Source organism: Rhizobium sp. PAMB 3174 (assembly GCF_052908375.1).
In genome coordinates this window covers 3,444,180-3,462,690 of the sequence record NZ_CM128608.1, presented here as the reverse complement: position 1 = coordinate 3,462,690, position 18,511 = coordinate 3,444,180, and the positions used below count along the sequence as shown (strand labels likewise).

Sequence of the window (18,511 nt, the reverse complement as noted above, 5' to 3'; positions counted from 1 at the left end):
AACATTCAAGGCATGGGAGGGCCGAGAATGGAAAACATGGTGGAAATGCGGGGGATCGAGAAGCGGTTTCCCGGCGTCCATGCCCTGAAGAGCGTGAACTTCGACCTCAGGCCCGGCGAAGTCCATGCATTGATGGGCGAAAACGGCGCCGGCAAGTCGACGCTGATGAAGATCCTGTCCGGCATCTACCAGCCCGACGAAGGCGAGATTTTCGTCGGCGGCTCTCCCGTCACGCTCGACGGTCCGCGCGCCGCCCAGGCGGCCGGCATCGGCATCATCCACCAGGAACTCAGCCTGATGAATGACCTGACGGCCGCGCAGAACATCTTCATCGGCCGCGAACCACGCCTGTCCTTCGGCCGTCTCGACGAGAAGACGCTGAACCGCCAGGCCGCCGACATCTTTTCCGCCATGCACCTGAAGCTCAGCCCCGAGGTCGTCGTCGGTGGGCTGACCATCGCCAAGCAGCAGATGGTCGAAATCGCCAAGGCGCTGTCCTATCGCTCGCGCATCCTGATCATGGACGAACCGACCGCCGCGCTGAACGACGCGGAAATCGCAGAACTCTTCGCGATGATCCGCAAGCTCAAGGCCGAAGGTGTCGGCGTCGTCTACATCAGCCACAAGATGGATGAACTCAAGCGCATCGCCGACCGCGTGACGGTCATGCGCGACGGAGAATGGGTCGGAACCGTCGAGGCGGCGGATACACCGATCAACCGGATCATCGCCATGATGGTCGGCCGCGAGGTCAAGGACGAGGCGCTCGCCGTTCCCGATACGTCGGCCAATGAGGTGGCGCTCGAAGTGCGCGGGCTCAATCGCGGCCGCGAAATTCGCGACGTGTCCTTCTCGGTCCGCAAGGGCGAGATCCTCGGCTTTGCCGGCCTGATGGGCGCAGGCCGCACCGAGGTCGCGCGGGCGATCTTCGGCGCCGACCCGCTCGAATCCGGCGAAGTCCATGTGCACGGAAAGCCCTGCAAGATCAGGACGCCGCATGACGCGGTGAAGGCCGGCATCGGCTATCTTTCCGAAGACCGCAAACACTTCGGCCTCGCCGTCGGCATGGACGTGCGTGCCAACATCACGCTCGCCTCGCTCAAGCAGTATACCAGCGGGCTTGGCCGGCTCGACGAAAAGGCAATGCAGGAGACCGCAGTCGGCTACATCCGCCAGCTCGGCATCCGCACACCGTCCGATCGACAGGAGGTCCGGCTTCTGTCGGGCGGCAACCAGCAGAAGGTGGTCATCGCCAAATGGCTGCTGCGTGACTGCGACATCCTCATCTTCGACGAGCCCACCCGTGGCATCGACGTCGGCGCCAAGTCGGAAATCTACGATCTGCTGATGGAGCTTGCCGCAAGCGGCAAGGCGATCATCGTCATCAGCTCGGAACTGCCGGAAGTCCTGCGCCTGTCGCACCGCATCGCCGTGATGTGCGAAGGGCGCCTGACCGGCATCCTGCCGGGCGGGTCGGCAACGAAACAGGAAGACATCATGCACCTGGCGACGCTGCGCGAATCGATGGCGGCCGGTGATCAGAACGAAGCAAGCGCCAGGAGGGCAGGATGACCAATCAGGAAGCAACGGCACCGCAGACGCCGGCTCAGGCCGCCCCGAAAGCACCTGGCCGCTTTTCCTCCGCGCAGCAGAAGATCTGGGCCTTCGCCTCGCTGATCGTGCTCGTCGCAGGGTTCTCGATCGCCTCGCCGAACTTCATGCAAACGTCGAATATCCTGGCGATCCTGCAGGCGACCAGCGTCAATGGCATCCTGGCGGTGGCCGCGACGCTCGTCATCATTACCGGCGGCATCGACCTGTCGGTCGGCACGCTGATGACCTTTACCGCCGTCATCGCCGGTGTCGTGCTGACCTATGCGGGCATGCCCTTGCCGCTCGGCGTCATTGCCGCAATCGGCACCGGCGCCTGCGTCGGTCTCGTCTCCGGCACGGTTATTGCCAAGATGAAGGTGCCGCCCTTCATCGCCACGCTCGGCATGATGCTGATATTGAAAGGCTTGTCGCTGGTCATTTCCGGCACCAAGCCGATCTACTTCAACGATACGCCGGGATTCTCGCTGATCTCGACGGGGTCGATCGTCGGCGACATCTTCCCCGGCGTTCCGGTCCCCAACGGCGTCATCATCCTGTTCATCGTCGCGGGGCTGGCGTCCTACATTCTCGGACGCACGGTCCTTGGCCGCTACTGCTTCGCGCTTGGCTCGAACGAGGAGGCCGCGCGCCTCTCGGGCGTCAATGTCGACGGCTGGAAGATGGCGATCTACGCGCTTGCCGGCGGCATCTGCGGCATTGCCGGTCTCGTCATCGCCTCGCGCCTCAATTCCGCCCAGCCGGCGCTCGGACAGGGCTACGAACTTGACGCGATCGCCGCCGTGGTGATCGGCGGAACGTCGCTCTCCGGCGGCCGCGGCACGATCCTTGGCACGGTGATCGGCGCGCTGATCATGTCCGTATTGCTGAATGGCCTGCGCATCCTGTCCATGCCGCAGGAATGGCAGACGGTCGTCACCGGCTCGATCATCATTGCGGCCGTCTATGCCGACATGGTCCGTCGCAAGCGCGTCTGACCGGACAAGAGTTTGCTTCCGTCTTCTGAGGAGGTCGGCGGAGGCAAGAAGGGGTGAAGAGCCCCTGGAATGGAATACGAAGACTGAGTGAACGTTAACTTGAGGAGGAACACATGTTCACAAGACGCACTATCCTGGGGCTCGTCAGCGCCACGGCCTTGCTTGCAGCCGCCGGCGGCGCAAGCGCCGAAGAGAAGATGTACATCCCGCTGATTTCGAAGGGCTTCCAGCACCAGTTCTGGCAGGCCGTGAAATCCGGTGCCGACAAGGCCGCCGCCGATCTCGGCGTCGAAGTCACCTTCGAAGGTCCCGATACCGAAGCCCAGGTCGACAAGCAGATCGACATGCTGAGCGCCGCACTTGCAAAGCATCCGCGCGCTATCGGCTTTGCCGCCCTCGACAGCCAGGCGGCCATCCCGCTCCTGAAGAAGGCACAGTCGGAAAACATCCCGGTCATTGCCTTCGACTCCGGCGTCGATAGCGATATCCCGGTTTCCACCTGCTCGACCGACAACGTTGCCGCAGCAGCGCTCGCTGCCGACAAGATGGCCGAGATGATCGGCGATTCCGGCAAGGTCGCGCTCGTCGTGCACGACCAGACCTCGCGCACAGGCATCGACCGCCGCGACGGCTTCGTCAACCAGATGAAGGAAAAGCATCCGAACGTTGAAATCGTCGACATCCAGTACGGTGCCGGCGACCAGCTTCAGTCGACCGAAATCACCAAGTCGATCATTGCCGCCAACCCTGACATCAAGGGCATCTTCGGCGCCAATGAAGGCTCGGCGCTCGGCGTCGTCAACGGCGTCAAGGAAACCGGCAATGTCGGCAAGATCGTCGTCATCGGCTACGATTCCGGCAAGGGCCAGAAGCAGGCGATCATGGACGGCGTGATGGCCGGCGCGATCACCCAGAACCCGGTCGGCATCGGCTATGAGACCGTCAAGGCTGCCGTCGCCGCCGTCAAGGGCGAGCCGGTCGAGAAGCACATCGACACCGGCTTCTACTGGTACGACAAGTCCAACATGGAAGATCCCAAGATCGCCGCCGTTCTCTACGATTGATCCATACGGCGGACCAAGGTCCATGAGGGGAGGCCCGGCGGTTTTCGCCGGGCCTTTCGCATTTCTGTTGCTCCGCTTTCATTTTTCCCTAGGATGAACGCAAAAAGCGCAAGTTCATGAGGGGGGACCATGCATTTCACCAGCCGCCAGACGGAGATCGTCGAACTTGCCAAGGGCCAGGGCCGGGTTCTGGTCGACGAACTTGCCACCCGCTTTTCCGTGACGCCCCAGACCATCCGCAAGGACCTGAACGATCTCTGCGACGCCGGTGCCCTGACGCGCATCCATGGCGGCGCGCTGTTTCCAACCGGAAACGAAAACGTCAAATACGAAGCGCGCCGGTCGATGGCGGCTGCGGAAAAGCAGGCGATCGGCCAGGCCGCGGCAGCGATCATCCCGGACAATTCCTCCCTGTTCATCAACATCGGAACGACCACCGAAGCGGTGGGGGAGGCCCTGAGCGACCACAAGGAACTGATGGTCATCACCAATAACATCAATGTCGCCAATCGCTTGCGGGTCTTCCCGTCGATCGAGGTGGTCATTTCCGGCGGCGTCGTCCGCGGCTCGGACGGCGGCATCGTCGGCGAGGCCGCGGTCGATTTCATCCGCCAGTTCAAGGTCGACTTCGCCGTCATCGGCGTATCTGCGATCGACGAGGACGGCGCGCTTCTCGATTTCGACTACCGCGAAGTGAAAGTCGCGCAGGCAATCATCGCCAATGCGCGCCACGTCATTCTCGTCTCCGATGCCAGCAAGTTCGAGCGCACCGCGCCGGTGCGCATCGGGCATATTTCCCAGGTCCACACCTTCATTACCGACCATTGTCCGTCGGCGGCAATCCGGGACGTCTGCAGCGAAAGCGATGTCCGGCTGATCGAAACTTCGGTCGCCACGGAACGAAATTCGGGACGACAATAATTTCATAAATCTTCGTTTGACATTCGTTTTGTTTTCGAATTAGATATTCATGCTTTCGCAAATGCGAAAAATTGTGCATTGCGAAAACAAGGTGGGGAGCAATGGCAGCGGAATCGATCTTCGATCTATTCGTCATAGGTGGCGGCATAAATGGCTGCGGCATCGCCCGCGATGCGGTCGGACGTGGATATACGGTCGCGCTTGCCGAAATGAACGATTTCGCCTCCGGCACCTCGTCCGGTGCCACCAAGCTCATCCATGGCGGCCTGCGCTATCTCGAATACTATGAATTCCGCCTGGTGCGCGAAGCCCTGATGGAGCGCGAAGTTCTCTGGGCCATGGCGCCGCACATCATCTGGCCGATGCGCTTCGTGCTGCCGTTCCACAAGGGCGGCATTCGTCCTGCCTGGCTCATCCGCCTCGGCCTTTTCCTCTACGATCACCTGGGCGGCCGCAAGCTTCTGCCGGCGACGAAGACGCTCAACATGCGCCAGGACCCGGCCGGCAAGCCGCTGAAGCCGCTGTTCGACAAGGCGTTCGAATATTCCGACGGCTGGGTGGACGACGCCCGCATGGTCGTCCTCAACGCCCGCGACGCCATGGAGCGCGGCGCGACCATCCTCAGTCGCACCAAGGTGACCTCGGCCCGCCGCGACGGCGCGGTCTGGAAGGTGACCGTCCGCGATAGCCTGACCGGTGAAATGACCGATTATCGCGCCCGCATGCTGGTGAATGCCGCCGGCCCCTGGGTCGATAATGTCTTGAGCGGCACCTTCGGCAACAACAATGTCCACAATGTCCGCCTGGTGCAGGGCAGCCACATCGTCGTGAAGAAGAAGTTCGACGATCCGCGCGCCTACTTCTTCCAGAACCCGGACAACCGCATCATCTTCGCCATCCCCTACGAACAGGAATTCACCCTGATCGGCACCACGGACCGCGACTACCAGGGCGACCCGAAGGACGTGAAGATCAGCGGCGAGGAGATTTCCTATCTCTGCAGCGCCGCAAGCGAATATTTCAAGGAACCGGTGACACCGGACGACGTCGTCTGGACCTATTCCGCCGTCCGCCCGCTCTATGACGACGGTGCCAGCAAGGCGCAGGAAGCGACCCGCGACTACGTGCTGCGCCTGGAGGGGGAAGAGGACGATGCTCCGCTTCTGAACGTCTTCGGCGGCAAGCTGACGACCTATCGCCGCCTTGCCGAGTCGGCACTCGAAAAGATCGGCTCGGCGATTGGCGAGAAGGGCACGTCCTGGACGGCCGGCGCCACGCTTCCGGGCGGCGACTTTCCGCCGACCGGCTACGAGGCCGAGGTTTCGCGGCTGAAGGCGGATTATCCGTTCCTGTCGGCCCGCCACGCCCGGCGTCTGGTCCGGCTTTACGGAACGCGTGCCTGGAAGCTGCTTGGCGATGCGAAGGAGGCGGCCGCACTCGGCCATCTCTTCGGCGCCGACCTTTACGAGGCCGAGGTCAGATATCTCGTGAATGAGGAGTGGGCCCGCTCTGCCGAGGATATCCTCTGGCGGCGGACCAAGATGGGGCTGCGACTGTCTGCCGAGGAGCGGACGGCGCTGGAGAGATACATGACGGCGACTGAGGCGGCATAGAGGAGAGACGCAAACTCTCCGCCGAAGTTCGCCAGGGTTGGGAGGCCCGGTAATTTCGATGTTGGAACTGCGAAATACGGCCAAATTGGTGGGAGGCGAGCAACACATTCGCCCAACCAATCTTGTGCTTCAGCGGGGAGAGCTGAACGTCCTTCTGGGGCCGACGCTCTCCGGCAAGACCTCGCTGATGCGATTGATGTGTGGCCTGGACAAGCCGACCAGCGGTTCGATCTTCTTTGATGGCGTCGACGTGACGGGCGTGCCCGTGCAGCATCGCAACGTCGCCATGGTCTATCAGCAGTTCATCAATTATCCGGCGATGACGGTTTACGAGAACATCGCCTCGCCGCTGCGCCTGCAGGGCAAGGACAAGGCGACCATCGACCGCGAGGTCCGCCACGCCGCCGAGCTTCTCAGGATGACGCCCTATCTCGACCGCACGCCGCTCAACCTGTCCGGCGGCCAGCAGCAGCGCACGGCGCTTGCCCGCGCCATCGTCAAGAATGCCAGCCTTGTCCTGCTCGACGAGCCGCTCGCCAACCTCGACTACAAGCTGCGCGAGGAACTGCGCGAAGAGCTTCCGAAGGTCTTCGCCCAGACCGGCGCGATCTTCGTCTACGCCACCACCGAGCCGTCCGAGGCGCTGCTTCTCGGCGGCAACACCGCGACGCTTTCGGAAGGCCGCATCACCCAGTTCGGCAAGACCATCGATGTCTATCGCAAGCCGGTCGATCTGGTCACCGCCCAGACCTTCGCCGATCCGCCGCTGAACATGCTGTCGGCCGTTAAGGCGGGCGCAGACTTCACGGTCGACGGAAGGCCGGTCATGGCGGTCCCGGCCCATCTGTCCGGCATTGCCGACGGGCCGGTCATGGTCGCATTCCAGCCGCATCACATTTCCTTCAGGCCGCAATCCGACACGGCGGCGAAGATGACCGTCCGCACCGAGATTTCGGAAATCGCCGGTTCGGAAAGCTTCGTCCACATGAGCTACGCCGGCCAGCGCTGGGTCATGATCGAACCGGGCGTCCATGACATCACGCCGGACCAGTCGCTGGATGTCCATGTCGACACCCGGCATCTGCTTGCCTTCGGCGCCGATGGCCGGACGCTGGCGGCAGGCGTGTAAGGGGGCGGGGAGAATAAAATGGCACGCATCAAACTCGACCATATCCGCCACGCCTACATGCCGAACCCGCGCTCGGACGCGGATTACGCGCTGAAGGAAGTGCATCACGAATGGAACGATGGCGGCGCCTATGCGCTGCTCGGACCGTCCGGCTGCGGCAAGACCACGCTCTTGAACATCATCTCCGGACTGCTGCAGCCCTCCGAAGGCCGCATCCTGTTCGGCGATCGCGACGTCACCAACCTGTCGACTCAGGAGCGCAACATCGCCCAGGTGTTCCAGTTCCCGGTCATCTACGACACCATGACCGTCTACGACAATCTCGCCTTCCCGCTGCGCAACCGCAACGTTCCGGAAAGCGACGTTGACAAGCGGGTGCGCGAGGTCCTCGAGATCATCGACCTCGCCGACTGGTCGAAGCGCAAGGCGCGGGGGCTCACCGCCGACCAGAAGCAGAAGATCTCGCTTGGCCGCGGCCTCGTGCGCTCCGACGTCAACGCCATCCTGTTCGACGAGCCGCTGACCGTCATCGATCCGCACATGAAGTGGGTGCTGCGATCCCAGCTGAAACAGCTGCACCGCCGCTTCGGCTTCACCATGGTCTACGTCACCCACGACCAGACGGAAGCGCTCACCTTCGCCGACAAGGTCGTCGTCATGTATGGCGGCGAGATCGTGCAGATCGGCACACCGGAAGAGCTTTTCGAGCGTCCGCGCCACACATTCGTCGGCTACTTCATCGGCTCGCCGGGCATGAACGTGCTGCCGGCGAAGATCGATGGCGCCAGCGCCGTGGTCGGCGGGGAGGCGATCGCGCTCGGCTTCGCGCCGGAGTTCAGGTCCGGCGCGCGCACCGAGATCGGCATACGTCCCGAATTCGCCAGGCTCGGCCGCGAGGGCATGGCCGTCAACATCGCCAAGGTCGAGGATATCGGCCGGCAGAAGATCGTCCGCGCCGAATTTGCCGGCCAGCCGTTCTCGATCGTCGTGCCGGAGGATGGTGAGATCCCGGCGGATGCCCGGCTGTCCTTCGATCCCGCCGCAATCAATGTCTACGTCGATTCCTGGCGTGTCGGACCGGAGGCCTGAGAGATGGAAAAACCCTGGAACAACAAGGCCTGGTTTCTCGTCCTGCCCGTGCTGGTGCTGGTGGCGTTCTCCGCCGTCATCCCGCTGATGACCGTGGTCAACTATTCGGTTCAGGACACCTTCGGCAACAACCAGTTCTTCTGGGCCGGAACGGACTGGTTCACGGAGATACTCTCCTCCGACCGGTTCTGGAATGCCCTCGCGCGCAACCTGATATTCTCGATGATCATTCTCGCCATCGAGGTGCCGCTCGGCATCCTGATCGCGCTCAACATGCCGAAGAAGGGGCTGGGCGTCCCGGTCTGCCTCGTCCTGATGGCGCTGCCACTGCTCATTCCATGGAACGTGGTCGGCACGATATGGCAGGTGTTCGGCCGCGTTGACATCGGACTTCTCGGCTATGCGTTGAATGCTGTCGGCATCGACTACAACTTCACGCAGGATCCGGTGGATGCCTGGATCACGGTGATCGTCATGGACGTCTGGCACTGGACCAGCCTCGTCGTGCTGCTCTGCTACGCCGGCCTCGCTTCGATCCCCGATGCGTATTATCAGGCCGCGAAGATCGACGGAGCCTCGCGCTGGGCCGTATTCCGCTTCATCCAGCTGCCGAAGATGCAGCGCGTGCTGACGATCGCGATTCTGCTGCGCTTCATGGACAGCTTCATGATCTATACCGAGCCCTTCGTCGTGACCGGCGGCGGTCCGGGCAACTCCACCACCTTCCTGTCGATCGATCTCGTCAAGATGGCGGTCGGGCAGTTCGACCTCGGACCCGCAGCTGCGATGTCCATCATCTACTTCCTGATCATCCTGCTGCTGTCATGGGTCTTCTACACCGTCATGACCACCAGCGACGCAAAGAATTGAAGGGAGAGCCGACGATGAGCACCGCAAAACGCAAGGAAGGCTCCCGCTTCTCATGGCTGGTTCCCACCCTTTACATCCTCTTTCTCATCTTGCCGATCTACTGGCTCGTCAATATGAGCTTCAAGACCAATAGCGATATCCTCGGGGATTTCTCGCTGTGGCCGACCAATCCCACGATCGCCAACTACGCCGTGATCTTCACCGATCCATCCTGGTATAACGGCTACATCAACTCGACCATCTACGTCGTGTTGAACACCATCATCTCGGTGGCGGCGGCGCTGCCGGCGGCCTATGCCTTCTCCCGCTATCGCTTCCTGGGCGACAAGCACCTTTTCTTCTGGTTGCTGACCAACCGCATGGCGCCGCCCGCCGTCTTTGCGCTGCCCTTCTTCCAGCTGTATTCGGCCTTCGGCCTGATCGACACGCACATCGCGGTTGCCATCGCGCACTGCCTGTTCAACGTGCCGCTCGCCGTCTGGATCCTGGAAGGCTTCATGTCGGGCGTGCCGAAGGAAATCGACGAGACCGCCTATATCGACGGCTATTCCTTCCCGCGCTTCTTCTTCAAGATCTTCATGCCGCTGATCGCGTCGGGCGTCGGAGTGGCCGCCTTCTTCTGCTTCATGTTCTCATGGGTGGAGCTTCTGATCGCCCGCACGCTGACGACGACGGACGCCAAGCCGATTGCCGCGACGATGACGCGGACGGTCTCGGCATCCGGCATGGATTGGGGCGTACTGGCCGCTGCCGGCGTCCTCACCATCATTCCGGGCGCGCTCGTCATCTATTTCGTCCGCAACTACATCGCCAAGGGCTTTGCCCTGGGCCGCGTCTGAGGAGGTTCCGATGGACTTTACATGGATGGCTTGGACGCTGCCGACCGCGGTGTTCTTCCTCGTGATATTCGGCCTGATCCTGTCGATGGCCGTCTGGGAATATCTTTCGCCCGGCGGCAATCCGCGAACCGGCATCCTGCGCTTCGAAACCACCCGCGGCGACCGCCTCTTTGTGTCGTTGCTCGGATCGGCTTTCATCAATCTCGCTTGGCTCGGTCTTGTTGGACCGAACCTGTGGTGGGCTCTCGCCCTGTCCGTGGTCTACGCCATCGGCGTATTCCGCTTCGTTTAGGGCAAGACAAGACGGATGGCGGCGGGAGGCTGCCATTCTGGAGACTGAAATCTGAATGCAATCGCAACCTTTGGGAGGATAATATGCGAAAGCACCTTTTGACGACGACAGCAGCCATGCTTCTGGCCATGACGGGCGTCGCATTCGCCGACATGGACGCAGCGAAGAAGTTCCTGGACACCGAAATCGGTGATCTCTCTGCCTTGGACCGCGCCTCTCAGGAGAAGGAGATGCAGTGGTTCATCGACGCCGCCAAGCCTTTTGACGGCATGGAGATCAAGGTCGTCTCGGAAACCATTACAACGCATGAGTACGAATCGAAGGTACTGGCACCCGCCTTTACCGCCATCACCGGCATCAAGATCACCCACGACCTCATCGGCGAAGGCGACGTCGTCGAGAAGCTGCAGACGCAGATGCAGTCGGGTGAGAACATCTACGATGCCTACATCAACGACTCCGACCTCATCGGCACGCACTGGCGCTACCAGCAGGCCCGTTCGCTGACCGATTTCATGGCGAACGAAGGCAAGGATGTCACCAATCCTGACCTCGACATAGACGACTTCATCGGTAAGTCCTTCACGACCGCGCCGGACGGCAAGCTCTATCAGTTGCCGGACCAGCAGTTCGCCAACCTTTATTTCTTCCGTTACGACTGGTTCAACGACGAGAAGAACAAGGCCGACTTCAAGGCGAAATACGGCTATGACCTCGGTGTCCCGGTCAACTGGTCGGCCTATGAGGATATCGCCGAGTTCTTCACCGGCCGCGAGATCGACGGCAAGAAGGTCTATGGTCACATGGACTACGGCAAGAAGGACCCGTCGCTCGGCTGGCGCTTCACCGACGCCTGGCTGTCGATGGCCGGCAACGGCGACAAGGGCATTCCGAATGGCAAGCCGGTCGACGAATGGGGCATCAAGGTCGACGAAAACTCGCGTCCGGTCGGCTCCTGCGTGGCCCGTGGTGGTGACACCAACGGCCCGGCCTCCGTCTACGCCATCGAGAAGTATCTGGAATGGATGAAGAAGTATGCCCCGGCCGCGGCCAACGGCATGACCTTCTCGGAATCCGGCCCGGTCCCGTCGCAGGGTGAAATCGCGCAGCAGATGTTCACCTACACGGCCTTCACCGCCGACTTCGTCAAGGAAGGCCTGCCGGTCGTCAACGAGGACGGCACGCCGAAGTGGCGCTTTGCTCCGAGCCCGCATGGCGTCTACTGGAAGGACGGAATGAAGCTCGGTTACCAGGATGCCGGCTCGTGGACCCTGATGAAGTCGACCCCTGACGATCGTGCGAAGGCCGCCTGGCTCTATGCCCAGTTCGTCACTTCGAAGACGGTCGACGTCAAGAAGAGCCATGTCGGCCTGACCTTCATCCGTCAGTCGACCCTCGATCACCAGTCCTTCACGGACCGCGCTCCGAAGCTCGGTGGTCTGATCGAGTTCTACCGCTCGCCGGCCCGTCTGCAGTGGTCGCCGACCGGCACCAACGTTCCGGACTATCCGAAGCTCGCCCAGCTCTGGTGGCAGGCGATCGGCGATGCGTCTTCAGGCGCCAAGACGGCCCAGGAGGCCATGGACTCGCTCTGCAGCGAGCAGGAAAAGGTCCTGCAGCGTCTTGAGCGCGCCGGCGTACAGGGCGATATCGGTCCGAAGCTCGCTGAGGAGCATGATCTCGAATACTGGAACAAAGATGCGGTGGCAAAGGGCAACCTGGCACCGCAGCTGAAGGTCGAGAACGAGAAGGAAAAGCCACTGACCGTCAACTACGACGAACTGGTCAAGAGCTGGCAGAAGTAAGCCCGTTCACCGTCGCGAATGGAGAAGGCCGGGGAGCGATCCCCGGCCTTTTTTGTTCGTCATTGCTAACGCTTCGAGGTCCGCCTGCTGTGTCTCTTCGACGCGCCGGCCAGCTGTTTCCAGATCTGCCAGCCGAGAAAGGCGGTGATCGCACCCGCCGCCAGCATGCCGCTCACGCTGGAGGCGATGTTGGCGATCATCAGGATATTCTCGCTGAAGACCATGCCGAGGCCGATATAGAGCGAAACCCATACGAGTTCGCCGAGCGCCGCCGGCAGAGAGAATTTCCACCAGCGCATATCCGCGGCACCGGTGATCAAGTTGACATAGGGTCCGAGCGGGCTGAAGAGCCACCGTGTCAGGAAGACGCCGACATTGCCGCGCCGTTCCAGCATGTTCTGCGCCTTTTCGAGCAGGTCCCGGCGTGCCGGCGTCCGTTTGATATAGGGAATGATGAACCGCCCGCCGATGCGCCCCGCGAAGAAGCCCGCCTGGTCGCCGGCGAGCGCCGCGCCGTAAGCGGCGGCGAAGACGGGCGTGAAGGCGAGATCGCCGGACGTCACCAGAGAACCGCTCATCAGCATGACGAAGGAGCAGGGAACAGGCAGCGCCAGGCAGCTCAGGAAGACGATCAGCGCCAGGAAGGGAATGCCGTAATTCGTCGCGAGCGTAATCAGCTGCTCGCTCATTCTGCGGGCCTTTCGGCCTTGAGCTTCGTCAGCGTCGCCTCGACCTTTGCCTTCAACTCCTCAAGCGTCATGCCGTTGTCCCTGGCAATCTGTTCGAGCGTCTGCCGTTCATGCGGCTTTGCCAGGTCCAGGCCGGCGTCGATGTCGCGCGGATCGACATGATAGGAATGGGCGACGTAACCCATCGTCATCCAGCCTTCGAGCGGCTGGTTCCAGTGCGCCGGATCGTTCCAGTAGAGCGCAAACAGCACGAAACGGACGGCGAAGAATAGCGTGATGGCCGCCATCAACACGAAGGCCAGCACGAGCATCCTGTTTTTGTGCCAGAGCGTGCGGATGGCGTTCATGGTGCGTTGTCCCCTTCGACTTCAGAGCAAGGCGGCCTTCGCCGCTGCCAGGCAGCGCTTGAAGGCATCCAGATCGGTATAAAGCCGATCGGCCGGCGCATTGCCGACGATGACCGTGCCGCCCCGGCGTTCGACGCCGCCATGCAGCATCAGATTGTCGATCATGTCGAAATCCTCGATCGAAAGCCCGTCCGGGCCGCGCACATGGCCGTCGTTCGTGGGAGCGGCCAGACCATTGTAATAGCCCATCACCCGCTCGTAGTGACCGGCCGCGACATTCGTATAGGCGAAGACCGGCTTGCCCAACGCGCACATGAAGCCGAGCTCGAACGTCGTGCCGACATCGGCGGCGATGCCGCGAAACGGCGTCAGGTTGGCGATGATCGCGTCGGCCTCCAGCATCATCTTCTCGTCGACGGCGCTGATCGCCAGCCCGAACTGCCTCTTGGTCTCGGTCGGCGCGATGTCGAGATCGCCGGGGGAGAGAGGCGTCAAACCGGCTTCGCGGGCAAGCGCCGCCTTGCGGTCGAGAATGTCGCGGGCATTGGCCAGGAACACTTCCGGGCCTGCGAGATATACTTTCTTGGTCATTGTCCTCGAGAATCCATTGAGTACGGCCGTCATTCTTGACGGTCCGGCGCTTCTGCCGCAAGAAAATTCCGGAGAAACAGCACGCGTCAGACGCCGTTGAATGTGGTATCCCCCCGCGCCAAATTGCGCTATAGCGCGCCTTTGCGCTTGGGCGAACAGGAAGACGAGTAAGGAAAGCACAATGGCAGAGATCCGGTACCACGAAGGCGATATTTCCGAAGCGGACGCGGCGCGCTACACCGATGCGATCGCCATCGATACCGAAACGCTCGGCCTGATCCCGCGCCGCGACCGGCTCTGCGTCGTGCAGCTGTCGCCCGGCGACGGCACGGCCGATGTCATCCGCATCGCCGCCGGCCAGAAGGATGCGCCGAACCTCGTCGCCATGCTGGCCGATCCGAAGCGCCAGAAGATCTTCCATTTCGGCCGCTTTGACATCGCCGTCCTGTTCCACACCTTCGGCGTGACCACGACGCCGGTGTTCTGCACCAAGATCGCCTCTCGGCTGACGCGCACCTATACCGACCGTCACGGCCTGAAGGACAATCTGAAGGAACTGCTCGAGGTGGATATTTCCAAGGCGCAGCAGTCTTCGGACTGGGCGGCGGAGAAGCTCAGCCCGGCGCAGCTCGAATATGCCGCCTCCGACGTCCTGCATCTCCACGCGCTTCGCGACAAGCTCGTCGAACGGCTGAACCGCGACGGGCGGATGGAGCATGCGAAGGCATGCTTCGAATTCCTGCCCACCCGCTCCAAGCTCGATCTCCTGGGCTGGGAAGAGACGGACATCTTCGCGCACAGCTGATCGGCATGTGAGCCTTTTTGAGATGATCTGGCCCGGTCCTTTGCCGGCCGCGTAAAAGGAATCTTAACGGAACCGGCGGACAATCGTTTATGAGGATCCGCGCCATACGGTGTGCGGGTCGGCGTAACAGGACAGTGCCGGTTTCGTGTCATGAAGAAGCGATCGCAAAAGGGCATGATTGCCGCAGCGCTGGCCGCCCCCGCGGGCGTGAAGAAGAAGCTGGCACCGGAAATCGAGCATCGGGTCCAGCCGGCAAGCCTGAGGAAACTCGGCGAAATCCATCCCTATTTCCCGCGTGTGAAGATCGAGCCGCCGCCGCTCGACTATGATCCGGATTACGAAATGCCGGTTTACCGGGATGAGCAGACGGAAGAGCCTGCCCCGCCCGCAAATGCCTCCGCCAGGGCCACCTGGCTCGATGCCGTCAAGCCGGCCGGCGATACCGGTATGCCGCAGACGGAAAAGGGCATTTCCGCCGTCAACTCCGACGACAATGGGATTTACCGCTTCTTCCGCAGTAACTGAGTTCGTGACCGCCTACGCGGTCGCGCGCTGGCGGACCTCGTCGAATGTCCAGTCCTGCAGCAATTCGCCGTTTTCCCACACGGGAACCAGTCGGCTTTTCTGGCTGCCGACCTTCTCGATCCGTGCCGCCTGAAGCTCGCCGTTCTCGGCGGCGATGACTGCCTGCCGTCCGGTCTTGTGCGGCGTCTCGTGAATGTGGCCCGGCCTGAGCTGGATGTCGTGCCATTTGCCGTCGGTGTCGAGCCGGGCATTGGTGCGCATGGTGAAGCCGTAATTGCCGCGTCCGACGTCATGCAGCAGGCCCGCGCCGATGCCGAAGGAGATGTTCTCGGCGGAAAAGCCGGTCGCCTCCAGCCGCCTCAGCACCATCAGCATGTCCTCCGGCAGGATGCCGCCGCTCTGGATGACGTGAATATTGCCGTTGAGCACCTTGTAGCCCTTGGCGTTTTGGTGCGTGCCGAAGGCGTAGGCGAGCTGCGAGATCGCCTGGATCGGCGTGTCGATCGGGTCGCCGCGGTCCGGCCGGATGATGAGCCGCCCCTGCGGCTGCATGACCTTGTCGTGCAGCGCCTTCCCCCAGATTTCCGAGATCGCGTAGTTGAGATCGAAACTGTCGGAAACCACGGCATAAGGGCCGGAGGCCGAGAACGTGTCGATCATGTGGGCATAGGCCTCTTCCTCCCGCGCCTGTCCCCAGGCCGCCATCGTCGCATGTTCCGAGGCGGGGTAGGAGTGGCCGGCCATAGCCGCGCCGTAGAAGGCGCGGGCGTTGAGCACGCCGGCAAGGGTGTCGGTGTGGTCGAAGAAGATGAGGTGGGCAGCACTGCCGAGCCCGGCCTGCTCGAGGCTTGCCATGCCACGCGCACCGAAGTCGTGTAGCCGGGAGGGCAGCACCTTTTCAGGCTCGTCGCAGGTCTGGACGATCAGCGGCTTCAACTGCTCGCGAATGCCGCGCGCCTGGCTGGCGATCGTCGACGGGTACCAGATGGCCCGCGTCAGCGCCGTCTCCAGATGCGAGACCATCCATGGCACCTTCGGGTCGGTGCTCGTTAGCTGGAGAACGGGAACGCCGCGTTTGACGACGCTGCCCTCGGCCAGCGCCTCGATCCTGACGGGCAGATGGCCGCCATGTTCGGCAAGGATGTAGTCCCAGCCTTCGCGATCGAACGGCAGGCCGTGCGCGTCGATGATCTCGGCGGCCTCCTCGATGTCGCTCGCTGTCACGGCGCGCGTCATGTAGGCCTTCAGGAACATCTGCAGCCCGAAGAAGACCACGTCCGGCACTTCCGATTGTCCGCGCGTCTCGATATGCGCCGAGATCGCCGCGGTGCCGGGTGGAAACTGCAGGAAATGGCTGAGCTTGTAGCTGTCTGTGTTCAGGATCGGATTCAGGTTGTTCATCGCAGCTCCCCGCGGCGGTCGCATTTTCAGAGGGCGACCTGCCAAATCAGCATGATCCGTAGCTTATGTGGCTTTCGCGATGCTGATGATCTCACATTGTTAACCTTGGTTAGCAGATTGTTAAGATATTGAAGGCATGCTGCAGACTGAAATTTCGCATTCTGCGATGCCATGAGGCATCACGCGGCGTCAGGCGCCCGCTGGAGAATGCAAGGGGTCGCATGAGCGGTCCTCCTGTCCATCCTGCGACATTCACCCGATCAAACGCCCGGAGAAAGCAGATGCTGCCTCCCGTAAGAGTGGAAGCCAGTTCCGCCGTATCAGCCAAGGCCCAAGGTTCTGCCGTGCCGAAGACCTCCGTCGTGCCGGCTGCCGTCATGCGTCCGGAGGTCGCCAGGGCCCTCACCCATGTCGCCAATGTCGAGCCCGGCCAGTTGAACATCCTGTCCTTCGGGTCGAGCGATCCGTTCCCCGCCGCCCTGCGCACGATCGCCACGCAGCTCGGCGATGTTCTCGGCATGACGCGCGGCGAGGCGGAAACCGATGCCGCCTTCGCGCAGAGGCTGGCCGCCGCGATCCGCAACCTGCCGGCCGCCTCGCGCGCCGGAGTCGAAAAGATGATCACCCAGTCCCTGCAGACGATCCAGCTTCAGACCCTGCTGGAGGTCCTGGATTCTCCTGCCGGCGTGCAGGCGGCTCGTGTCGCCGCTCTCCTCGAAGGCGGACGCGGTCGTGACGGTGAGGCTGTCACCCGCAATGTGCTGGAGTCCTATCATCAGAATGAAGGCGAGGACGCGGACGCCGTCGTCGATCCGGCCCGGCGACCGCTCCAGACCCGTGGTGAGGCGCCCGTTACCGGCTCCGCCGCCAGACCCGCAGCCGCTGCACCCGCGCAGACGCCGGCTAGAGCCGATCAGCAGGGTCCGGCGCAGCCGACCACGGTCGCCCAGGCCGACGATGAGGCGCCCGCCGCCCTGGCGAACCTGAAGCAGACGTCCGCGCAACAGACCGCAACGGCACCGCTGCCTTCGGCAGAACGGCCGGCAGCCGATGTGCAGGCGCTTCGCCAGCGCCTTGAACGCGCTTACGGTCCTGAAGGCCAGCCCGCCGCTGATGCGGACCGGGCGGAGCCGCAACATCAGGCGGTCGCCAACCAGAACGCTGCAAGGAACGCCGCCGGCGAGCGCCACCAGACGCTTCAGATCCTCAAAGGCTGGACGGAGGTCGTCACCGACCGGCTGATCGCCAATGCCATCCGCGATCCCGAACAGGTGGCGAAGGCCGCCGAACTGGTGAAGGCCCTGTCGCAGGCCGAGTTGCCCAAGGCATCGGCCTCCGCCGCTGCACGCCCGTCCGACGCTTTGCCGGCGCAGGCTTCGGCCATGCCTGCGCCCGAGGCCGGGCATGCGCCTGCACTGGCGGAAGATGAAACGGCCTTGATGCGTGAGCTCTCCCGTTCGGCCACGTCAGAAGCCGCGCGCAATGCGGCCGCCGAACCTCAGGCGCCCTCCCGCGATCTGGCAACAAATGCGTCCACGGCACGTCAGGCCCTTCTCCAGGAAGGCGCTCAGACACTCGCGGCGCAGGCCATGGTCGCGCAGTCAAAGGACGGCGTTCCGTTTGCGCAGGTCGGTTACCTGCCAGCGCAGGACGATCTGCCGGAAGAGAAGAAGCGTCGCCGTTATGCGCAGCCGGAAGGCGAGTCCGAGGGGCAGGCTGGCGACGAACAGGCAGCCGGCGAGCAGCACGGCGAGGCGGATGAAGGCGGGGATGGCGAGCGCCGCACCCCGCGCATGATCTCCGACGAGGACGGCCCGAAGGCTGGCGATGACGTCGAGGATCCGATGTACGATCTCTACCAGCGCATGGCCGGTCTGGTCTGAATACCCTGAAACCGGGCAAGAAAAAACCCGCCGGAGATGTCTCCGGCGGGCTTGTTGTTT

Annotated in this window: 18 protein-coding genes; 14 read left to right on the top strand and 4 right to left on the bottom strand. The window is 62.6% G+C overall.

Features of this window, described 5'->3' with window-relative positions:
- Nucleotides 1–27: 27 nt before the first annotated feature.
- The 11 genes from ACU5AY_RS16705 (at nucleotide 28) to ACU5AY_RS16655 (ending at nucleotide 12,210) form a co-directional block, all read left to right on the top strand.
- Nucleotides 28–1,572, top strand: a complete 1,545-nt coding sequence (locus ACU5AY_RS16705; protein WP_446827042.1) for a sugar ABC transporter ATP-binding protein — start codon at nucleotides 28–30, stop codon at nucleotides 1,570–1,572.
- Nucleotides 1,569–2,588, top strand: a complete 1,020-nt coding sequence (locus tag ACU5AY_RS16700; protein WP_446827041.1) for an ABC transporter permease — start codon at nucleotides 1,569–1,571, stop codon at nucleotides 2,586–2,588. The genes ACU5AY_RS16705 and ACU5AY_RS16700 overlap by 4 nt, the downstream gene beginning before the upstream one ends.
- 113 nt (nucleotides 2,589–2,701) lie before the next feature.
- Nucleotides 2,702–3,652, top strand: coding sequence for a substrate-binding domain-containing protein (locus tag ACU5AY_RS16695; RefSeq protein ID WP_446827040.1), 951 nt, complete (start codon nucleotides 2,702–2,704; stop codon nucleotides 3,650–3,652).
- Between the two features lie 129 nt (nucleotides 3,653–3,781).
- Nucleotides 3,782–4,573, top strand: coding sequence for a DeoR/GlpR family DNA-binding transcription regulator (locus ACU5AY_RS16690; RefSeq protein ID WP_446827039.1), 792 nt, complete (start codon nucleotides 3,782–3,784; stop codon nucleotides 4,571–4,573).
- 101 nt (nucleotides 4,574–4,674) lie between these two features.
- Nucleotides 4,675–6,186: a glycerol-3-phosphate dehydrogenase gene (gene glpD / locus ACU5AY_RS16685; protein WP_446827038.1), complete on the top strand. Its 1,512-nt coding sequence runs from the start codon at nucleotides 4,675–4,677 to the stop codon at nucleotides 6,184–6,186.
- Between the two features lie 58 nt (nucleotides 6,187–6,244).
- A complete protein-coding gene (locus ACU5AY_RS16680) occupies nucleotides 6,245–7,315 on the top strand; it encodes an ABC transporter ATP-binding protein (protein ID WP_446827037.1) in 1,071 nt (356 codons plus the stop codon).
- Between the two features lie 18 nt (nucleotides 7,316–7,333).
- The gene (locus ACU5AY_RS16675; protein ID WP_446825794.1) at nucleotides 7,334–8,404 is read left to right on the top strand and encodes an ABC transporter ATP-binding protein; all 1,071 of its coding nucleotides are present in this window, start codon (nucleotides 7,334–7,336) and stop codon (nucleotides 8,402–8,404) included.
- A gap of 3 nt (nucleotides 8,405–8,407) precedes the next feature.
- Nucleotides 8,408–9,274, top strand: coding sequence for a carbohydrate ABC transporter permease (locus tag ACU5AY_RS16670; protein ID WP_446825793.1), 867 nt, complete (start codon nucleotides 8,408–8,410; stop codon nucleotides 9,272–9,274).
- Nucleotides 9,275–9,288: 14 nt separating this feature from the next.
- Complete coding sequence (locus ACU5AY_RS16665) at nucleotides 9,289–10,113, top strand: carbohydrate ABC transporter permease (RefSeq protein WP_446827036.1); 825 nt, start codon at nucleotides 9,289–9,291, stop codon at nucleotides 10,111–10,113.
- 10 nt (nucleotides 10,114–10,123) lie between these two features.
- Nucleotides 10,124–10,405 (top strand): DUF2160 domain-containing protein, encoded by a 282-nt coding sequence (locus ACU5AY_RS16660; protein WP_446825791.1) that lies wholly within the window; start codon nucleotides 10,124–10,126, stop codon nucleotides 10,403–10,405.
- Between the two features lie 83 nt (nucleotides 10,406–10,488).
- Complete coding sequence (locus ACU5AY_RS16655; RefSeq protein WP_446825790.1) at nucleotides 10,489–12,210, top strand: ABC transporter substrate-binding protein; 1,722 nt, start codon at nucleotides 10,489–10,491, stop codon at nucleotides 12,208–12,210.
- 65 nt (nucleotides 12,211–12,275) lie between these two features.
- Here the strand turns inward: ACU5AY_RS16655 and ACU5AY_RS16650 are convergent, their stop codons facing one another.
- Genes ACU5AY_RS16650 through ACU5AY_RS16640 form a run of 3 tightly spaced genes read right to left on the bottom strand, consistent with a single transcriptional unit; the run spans nucleotide 12,276 to nucleotide 13,837 of the window.
- Nucleotides 12,276–12,899, bottom strand: coding sequence for a DedA family protein (locus tag ACU5AY_RS16650; RefSeq protein WP_446825789.1), 624 nt, complete (start codon nucleotides 12,897–12,899; stop codon nucleotides 12,276–12,278).
- Nucleotides 12,896–13,246: a hypothetical protein gene (locus tag ACU5AY_RS16645; RefSeq protein WP_446825788.1), complete on the bottom strand. Its 351-nt coding sequence runs from the start codon at nucleotides 13,244–13,246 to the stop codon at nucleotides 12,896–12,898. The genes ACU5AY_RS16650 and ACU5AY_RS16645 overlap by 4 nt, the downstream gene beginning before the upstream one ends.
- Nucleotides 13,247–13,267: 21 nt before the next feature.
- Nucleotides 13,268–13,837, bottom strand: coding sequence for a nucleoside 2-deoxyribosyltransferase (locus tag ACU5AY_RS16640; RefSeq protein ID WP_446827035.1), 570 nt, complete (start codon nucleotides 13,835–13,837; stop codon nucleotides 13,268–13,270).
- 181 nt (nucleotides 13,838–14,018) lie between these two features.
- Here ACU5AY_RS16640 and ACU5AY_RS16635 point away from each other — a divergent pair, with 181 nt between their 5' ends.
- Together ACU5AY_RS16635 and ACU5AY_RS16630 are read left to right on the top strand one after the other, a co-directional pair.
- A complete protein-coding gene (locus tag ACU5AY_RS16635) occupies nucleotides 14,019–14,642 on the top strand; it encodes a ribonuclease D (RefSeq protein WP_446825786.1) in 624 nt (207 codons plus the stop codon).
- Nucleotides 14,643–14,792: 150 nt separating this feature from the next.
- Nucleotides 14,793–15,167, top strand: coding sequence for a hypothetical protein (locus tag ACU5AY_RS16630; protein ID WP_446827034.1), 375 nt, complete (start codon nucleotides 14,793–14,795; stop codon nucleotides 15,165–15,167).
- A 12-nt stretch (nucleotides 15,168–15,179) separates the two neighbouring features.
- Here ACU5AY_RS16630 and ACU5AY_RS16625 read toward each other — a convergent pair whose 3' ends face one another.
- Nucleotides 15,180–16,568: a nicotinate phosphoribosyltransferase gene (locus tag ACU5AY_RS16625; protein WP_446827033.1), complete on the bottom strand. Its 1,389-nt coding sequence runs from the start codon at nucleotides 16,566–16,568 to the stop codon at nucleotides 15,180–15,182.
- Nucleotides 16,569–16,849: 281 nt separating this feature from the next.
- Between ACU5AY_RS16625 and ACU5AY_RS16620 the strand changes: the two genes are divergently transcribed.
- Nucleotides 16,850–18,451, top strand: a complete 1,602-nt coding sequence (locus ACU5AY_RS16620; protein WP_446827032.1) for a hypothetical protein — start codon at nucleotides 16,850–16,852, stop codon at nucleotides 18,449–18,451.
- The last annotated feature ends 60 nt before the right edge of the window (nucleotides 18,452–18,511 follow it).